Source organism: Streptomyces sp. NPDC058289 (assembly GCF_042880975.1).
In the GTDB taxonomy this organism is placed as follows: Bacteria; Actinomycetota; Actinomycetes; order Streptomycetales; family Streptomycetaceae; genus Streptomyces; species Streptomyces stoeckheimensis.
In genome coordinates this window covers 1-6963 of the sequence record NZ_JBHVYI010000177.1, presented here as the reverse complement: position 1 = coordinate 6963, position 6963 = coordinate 1, and the positions used below count along the sequence as shown (strand labels likewise).

General features: G+C 69.0%; 6 protein-coding genes and 2 pseudogenes. 3 read left to right on the top strand and 5 right to left on the bottom strand.

Features of this window, described 5'->3' with window-relative positions:
- Window positions 1–232 precede the first annotated feature (232 nt).
- From ACFVX6_RS40340 to ACFVX6_RS40330, 3 genes and pseudogenes are all read right to left on the bottom strand, one after another.
- Entirely contained in the window at window positions 233–688 is a 456-nt protein-coding gene (locus tag ACFVX6_RS40340; RefSeq protein WP_389699558.1) for a GNAT family N-acetyltransferase, read from the bottom strand.
- Window positions 689–1195: 507 nt separating this feature from the next.
- Window positions 1196–1927: a DUF2625 domain-containing protein gene (locus tag ACFVX6_RS40335; protein WP_389699557.1), complete on the bottom strand. Its 732-nt coding sequence runs from the start codon at window positions 1925–1927 to the stop codon at window positions 1196–1198.
- Window positions 1928–2084: 157 nt separating this feature from the next.
- Window positions 2085–2590, bottom strand: a pseudogene (locus tag ACFVX6_RS40330) (transposase); the annotation flags it as partial.
- A gap of 342 nt (window positions 2591–2932) precedes the next feature.
- Here ACFVX6_RS40330 and ACFVX6_RS40325 point away from each other — a divergent pair.
- From ACFVX6_RS40325 to ACFVX6_RS40315, 3 genes are all read left to right on the top strand, one after another.
- Window positions 2933–3163 carry a hypothetical protein gene (locus ACFVX6_RS40325; protein WP_389699556.1) on the top strand — a complete coding sequence of 77 codons (231 nt, stop codon included), beginning with the start codon at window positions 2933–2935 and terminating at the stop codon, window positions 3161–3163.
- Window positions 3164–3358: 195 nt separating this feature from the next.
- Entirely contained in the window at window positions 3359–3565 is a 207-nt protein-coding gene (locus ACFVX6_RS40320) for a hypothetical protein (protein WP_030711774.1), read from the top strand.
- 3 nt (window positions 3566–3568) lie between these two features.
- Complete coding sequence (locus tag ACFVX6_RS40315) at window positions 3569–4972, top strand: cytochrome P450 (protein ID WP_389699555.1); 1404 nt, start codon at window positions 3569–3571, stop codon at window positions 4970–4972.
- A 72-nt stretch (window positions 4973–5044) separates the two neighbouring features.
- Here ACFVX6_RS40315 and ACFVX6_RS40310 read toward each other — a convergent pair.
- Window positions 5045–5516, bottom strand: a pseudogene (locus ACFVX6_RS40310) (transposase).
- Window positions 5517–5816: 300 nt separating this feature from the next.
- The gene (locus ACFVX6_RS40305) at window positions 5817–6461 is read right to left on the bottom strand and encodes an AAA family ATPase (protein WP_389699554.1); all 645 of its coding nucleotides are present in this window, start codon (window positions 6459–6461) and stop codon (window positions 5817–5819) included.
- Window positions 6462–6963 lie beyond the last annotated feature (502 nt).

Genomic DNA, 6963 nt, shown 5'->3' with positions numbered 1-6963 from the left:
GCCTTTCAGCGCCGATGGTACTGCAGGGGGGACCCTGTGGGAGAGTAGGACGCCGCCGAACAATCATTGTGGGAAAGCCCCGCACCAGCCCTTTATGGGTTCGGTGCGGGGCTTTTCTGCGTTTACGGCCCTTTTTGAACTCGGCGAACTCGGCTCGGCGAATGGCGATCGGATGGCCTCAGGGGCGTCGAGCCAGGGAAAGCGGCCGGCACCCCCTGTTCGGTTACGTCCGCTACGGCTTCCACACGTAGCGGACGTCCGGCTCGCGCTCCTCATTGCGCAGTCCGTCGGTACGTTCGACCGCGATGAAGCCGTGCCGCTCGTAGAACCGTTGTGCCGGCTCGTTGACCTCGAACGTCCACAGGCTCAGTCCGTCCGGCCGCTTCTGCTTGGCCAGAGCGATGAACCGGTCGCCCAGGCCGGTTCCGCGCCAGGACGGATCCAGGTAGAGCTGTTCGAGTTCCTCGTCGTCAAGGACGAGGAGCCCCACCACGGATCCGTCAGCAGCGGCTATCCAGGTCTCGTACCGCGGCACGACCACGGAGGAGAACCAGTCCCGCACTTCGTCGTCGCTGTGCGCAAGACGCACTGTCGGCAACGCGGTTCTGAAGGAACGCAGCCAGGTGTCGGCGATGCCGGCCGCATCAGAGTCGACCGCACGTCGAAGCACAAGCTCAGCACTGTTCACAGCGCGGGACTATCCCAGACGAGTGCCCCGACCGCATCCGATTAGGGGTCGTCGATCCATCGCATCGTCAGTCGCAGGAGGTAGGCGACCGGGTAGCCCACGTCCCGCGCGACTGCCGGCAACAGGGACCTGATCAAGGCAGTCTGGTCGACCACGACCACGACCAGCACCGTCCCGTGCGCGGTCTTCTGCTTGGCGAACAGCTCGCGGGGCTTGGGCTCGGTATCGGGCAGCTGTTTGTCGAAGGCCTTCGTCGCGGCCGGGTGACGGCGGTGGCGTGGTGCTCCGGTCCTTATCGGGGGCCAGGCCGAGGAAGGCGTCGATGCCGACGGTGTAGCCGAGCCCGCGCATGTCCCATGGTCAGGCTTGTCAGGGTGCCGAGCTACGGCCGAGTCCCTTGGCAGTGGTTCGCCGATGCCCGAAGACTGGAGCCCCAATGCAGAACCTCGACCCAGTTGCCGGGGCTCCGGACCTTCGCTGACACACCAGGACCGATAGCGAAGCCAGTCACACGTCGCCCAGGAACCCGGGATCGGACGGCCCCATCTGCCGGGCGAAGTCCGCTGCGACTCCTAGGACCTCGCGCATCGGCACGGGCCGCCGGCTCGTGGCCGCGAGGTCGGCGTGAGCTTCCTTGGACCACAGGAACGGATATACGGAAACACCCTGCTCGAAAGCCAGGGCTGCGGTCTCCTCACGCCAGCCGGGCCAGCGCATTCCGTCATAGAACGTCTCCAGCCTGCCCGAGAGCAGCCAGGAGACCCATCCGGAGTGGCCCATCTCCATCGCCTCCCACTCCAGAGTGTCGGGAGCGAAATACGTCATCTGGCCGGATGCCCCGGGGCGGCCCGCGGCCGCGGGAACGCCACCGTTCAACGCGAAGACCCCTCCGACAATGTCGTGGCCGACGACAAGACCTGTCGCGGGATGCCAGCCGGGGTCGACGTCCGTGGGGAAGCGGTTGACCTGCGCCAGACTCGGGAGTTGGCCATCCGCGACTGAGCCAGAACCCCCGCCGAACACTCGCAGCCACCCGTTGTCCAGGAGCAATCCACCGGTGTGCAGCGCCAGTGCACCCAGCACCGATCGTGCGGTGACCTGCATCTGCAGAAGGCATCGGTGGCCCTCGTTGATGTCTCCGGGCAGTACTTGAACGGGCACGGAGCTTGCCCTGAGAATCCCCTGAAGCTCCGGCCACGCAGGATCGTCCACATTGGCCAGCTCATCGATCCCTCGCATCCGACGATGGTCGCACCTTCCGGTATCACCTCATCGTGTGGGCTGGACCGTGCTCACTCGGAGGCCGGGGCGATGGATCGGGCAGCGATGGTCTGCACTTGGGGTCTCATGGGAAGGGCCGTCGCTCCTGTCGCCCCTGGACGAGCTGTCCCGTTCCGTTCTGCAGCCGGTTGTTCCTGAGGAACCGGCGCCCGACGTAGCGGCGTTTGGCGGAGGCACGCGTGATCCGGGCCGAGCCGAGTACGCCTTCAGCCCTCCAGCCGTGGCGAACCGGCTCCTGTCATCGCCGATCTCGCCCAGGATGCGGGCACCGACCTGGGGACCGATCCCGGGGAGCCCAGCATGATCGCCGCGTCCAGTTGCAGCAGCAGGGCGCGTGTCCCTGCTTGCCCATGGCGTCCTCGACGACGGGCCGCTGCCGCGGGGCTTCCTGGCGGAAGAGCTGCTGGATTCGTTCGGCGTCCGTTTCGATGCCCCGGTGGCGGCCGACTCGCCGGAGCAGGGACCGTAGCTGGTTGGCGAGGGCGTGGCTGGTCCCGATGGCCACCGGACTCGGCGTCTCGGCTGTGTCGCCGTGCTCGGCCAGGACAGCCTGCCGGTGTCGTCGACGAGCGTGACGTCGTGGTGTCCCTCCGCCCAGTCGATCCCGCAGAACACCTCCATGGATCCCGCTCCTTCGCGGGTGCTGTTCTCGAAGGCGAGTGCGTGGGGCCGAACGACGCACTACGTCGGACACCGTTCTGCTCGGGCCCGGAGGTATGTGCGGTGCCTGGCTGATCGCGTCGCGGAGTGAGGGAACGGGATGCGGATCCTCGGTGGGGTTCCGGTGCAGGCCTGCGAGGTTGCCCACGGTTTGGGGGAGGGCCTGGGGGAGAGCGGTGTGATGCGGGAGATCGGGAGATGGTTCGGCGTGGTGGGCTCTGCGGAACAGGTGACGGCGTGCTCCGTGTAGTGGTCCATGAGGGGTTGGAATACTGAGGATTTCAGGCTGGAGTCGGTGGGTTGATGGGGGCCGGCCGCCTGGTCCCCGGCGTGACCGTGGGCGAGGACCTCGCCCCGCACCGGGCGAGCGCGGCCCGGCCGGCCACCGCCGCCGGACCGACCCCGGCGGGCAACGGGATCCCGGTCTCCGGTGGAGTCCCGGCGCGCCCCGCCGCGACGGGCGGCGCCGCGGCCGCTCCCGCCTTCGGGACGTCCTCCGCCGGGCGGGGCCGCCCGACCACGTCCTCGGGCTGAACCGCTCCGCTGCGCGACGGGGCGGCCTCGGCCGGGCGGAGCCGGGGGCGCGCGAAAGCCCGCATTGTGGCAGACGCGGGCGCGGGGGTCATGCCACGCGTTCCCGGGACATGACCCCCGGATGCCGCGGGTGGACTAATGAGGGCAACGAACCGGGCGGAACCGCCGCCCATCCCACCCCGAAGGAGGACAGCCATGGCTGCCCTGATCCCCCTCCGCAAGTCGCTCCTCATCGCCGCCTCCGCCGTCGCCGCGCTCCTCAGCGCCGGATCGGCCCAGGCCGCGTCGAGCTCCGCCCACCTGGCCAACGATCCCTCCGGGGCGAAGGTGCAACGCAGCAGCACGCTCGGAGGGTCGGACCACTCCAGTGCGTATTACTACTACTACGTACAGGCGCGGTAGCAGATGCTGTCTTCGCGTGTGCCGCCCGGCCCCTCGGGGGCCGGGCGGCACGGCAACCGGCGCGCGTTCGAGCGGGACCACCTCGGTTTCCTCCTCGACCAGCAGCAGTACGGCGACCTGGTCCGCTTCGACGACGACCTGTACATCGTGAACTCGCCCGCCCTGGCGGAGGAGGTCCTCAAGCACACCAACACCACCTACGGCATCTCCAGCGACCTGCTGGGCGAGGCGACCGACGGAAGCCGCGCCTCCGAAGACCTGGCCCTGTGGATGCGGGCCCGCAGCCTGGCGGGACGCGGCCTGAACCGGACCAGCATGCGCGCCGCCCGGGACAGCCTCGCGTCGACCGTCGTCCGCCACGCGGACACCTGGCACGCACGCGGCAGGATCGAAGCGATCCCCGCACTGGAAGACCTCACCGCCCACCTGATCGCCGAATTCTGCCTCGGGCCCGAGACCGGCGACGTCCCCGACCTCTTGGCCCGCCTGCAGGACGCGCTGCTGCCCCCCACACTGCCCCTGCCGGCCCGCTGGCACGCGCTGCGCCGACGCCGCCTCCAGCGCGCCGGCCGCGACCTGGCCGACGAAGTCTCCTCCCTGATACGCCGGCGGCGTACGACGAGGCGGGACGACTCGCCCTCCGTGGTCGCGGACCTTCTGAACACCGCGTGCGACGAAGGCGCCCTCACCCACGAGGGCGCGACCAGCGTCATCGTCGCCAACCTCTTCGCCGCCCACGAGACCACCGCCGCCGCGCTCGCCTGGCTGCTCCTCCTCCTCGACCGGCACCCGGAAGTCCGTCGGCGGGTACGGGACGAGGCCGACCGGGAACTCGCCGGCGCGCTCCCCACCGCGGCCGACGTGCCCCGGCTGGCCGTCACCGAAGCCGTCGTGAAGGAGACCCTGCGCCTCTACCCCCCGCTCTGGTTCCTCCGGCGGACCATCGAGGAACCCACCGAACTCGCCGGCTACCCCCTGCGCCCCGGCCAGAAGGTCGCCGTCAGCCCCTTCGTCCTCCACCGCGACCCCCGCCACTACCACCGGCCCACCACGTTCGACCCGGACCGCTGGACCGACCGCGCCGCCAACCCGCTGCCCAAGTACGCGTTCATGCCGTTCGGCGGAGGGCCGCGCAACTGCCTCGGAACCCACTTCGCCACCACCGCCATGACCATCGTCACCGCAACCCTCACCGCCTGCTACGAGGTCACCCGATCACCCGGCACGACACCCGTCTTCCACACGCGCACCATCCTCCAGCCCCACGACCTCACCCTCGACGTCTCGGTCCGTCCCCACCCACCCGGCGACCGGCCCGGCGACCACCGGCCCGCTGCGGACCCACAGCCCGAAGACCACCGGGCAGCCCGGTGTCCGTTCACCGCCAACACCCCCGCCGCACCGTGACGGACCGGCGTCCCCGCCTCCTCGTCCGGCTTGCTCCGGGCCCGGTGCCGGTGTAGTCCGGTACTGAGGTTTTCAGGGTGGGGTCGGTGGGTCGATGGCCAGATGTGTGGCCGTGAGGCAGCCGTCGACCAAGTGGGGTCGGAGTTGGATTCTGCGTAACTCGCGGCGGAGTGTGCGGTCGAGGTCGTCGGGTGTGGCGAAGGCGGTGTTGGCCATCGCTCTGCGCACGAGTGACCAGACGGCCTCGACGGGGTTCAGGTCGGGTGCATAGGGCGGGAGCCGGACGGTGGTGAGCCAGTCGTGCTCGGCCTCGTAATGCTTCAGCCCCGCGGCCAGGTGGGTGTTGAGATTGTCCCAGGCCACCACGATCGGGCCGCCGAGCTGGATGTGAGCGAGTGCGGGGCCGGTGGATGAGACGGCTGTGTTCACCGGGTTTGTAGCAGCACAGCGCGGCGACCGAGGTCCGGCGGCGGGACCTGCCGCGCACACGGATGACAGGGGTCTGTCCGCGCCGGCCCCAGGTGCGGGCACGGCGCGGAGTCATCGAGAAGCCGGCTTCGTCCTCGAAGAGGATCCAGGCACCGGACGCACTGTTCATCGGTGACGGTCGGGGCGTTCGCCGGACCCGTCGAGCGCAAGGCATCCATGCCGCGCTCGCGCCAGCACGGCGCCAGCGTTCCACGGACCGCACACTCACCCGCAGGTCCTTCACGATGACCGCTGTCTTCTCACCCGCCGCGAACCGCACGCCGGCCTGAAGCCGGATCTCCTCACGAAACGCCCGACGCTCAGCGGTCAGGCCCCCGCCCTCTGGACACCTCACCTCACCGGCAAACCGCGGGGATCATGAACCGTCACTACCCGACGACGACCCGAAAACCTCAGTAGGTGCTCCCCTTGGCTCAGCCGAGGTCAGGCTCGAGGGGGGGATCTGCTTCCGGGTTCGGATCCGAGGGGTGGATGTGGGGAGCAGCGTGCGGATGTCCCTGGCGAGGGCGGCTGCGTCGACCGGGCGGCTGGTGTCGATGGTCCGGAGGGGGCCGCTCAGTCCGAGGGGGCCGGGGCGGGATGCCCAGGCAGCGAGGCGTTCGTGGAGCTGTTCGGGGGAGAGGTCCCGGTCTAGGTGCCCTGGGTGGCGCTTTCGGGTGCGGAAGCGTTCGGCGACCAGGGTGGTGGGGCAGTCGCAGAACACCTCGACCAGGTGGGCGTCGAGCTGGTGGAGCCGGCCGGGGGCGGAGTCGCGGTGCCACCAGTTCACGAGTACGGCTTGCCGGGCGTCGGCGGCGAGAGCGAACAGGATGTCGTCGGCGGCCCGGCTCAGCCTGTGGCGCCAGGTTTGATCACCTACGCCGAGGGAGTCGTAGAGCGACTCGAGGATCACGTCCTTGTCGAGGACCGGTAGGTCCAGGTGCGCGGCGAGCCCGCGGGCCAGGGTGCTCTTTCCACTGGCCGGCAGGCCGGTGAGGACTACGAAGGAGTTGTCGCGCACGCCGCCAGTGTGCGGCAGCCCGAGTGGTGGATTGGGTGCCGGGCCTCGCCCAGATGCTCAGGTGTAGCCGACAGCCGTCGGGGTGGCTCGAGCTGCTCACGTCTTGCAGGACCGGCTGCCTCGTGCCCGTACCGGTCGGAGGCCTACACGAGGGTGCGGTGTCGTGTCACGCCGATTTTGACCGTGCAGGGGGCGTCATGTAGAGTCAAACGGTTGCCTGGAACTGGACAAGTTCGGCAGCCAGCCCCCAAAGAAGCAATTCAGAGTGGGCACCCTCGACTCCTCATCCAGGAATCTGAAGCCGGGAAATCCGGTGGAAAACTTCTGATAGAGTCGGACTCGCCGGAAAGGGAAACGCGAAAGCGAAGAACTGGAAAGCGAAACCCGCTTCGACCGGGAATCAGACACGAAAGAGTCTGATAGAGTCGGAGACACAAGAACGAAGGAAGCGCCCGGAGGAAAGCCCGAGAGGGTGAGTACAAAGGAAGCGTCCGTTCCTTGA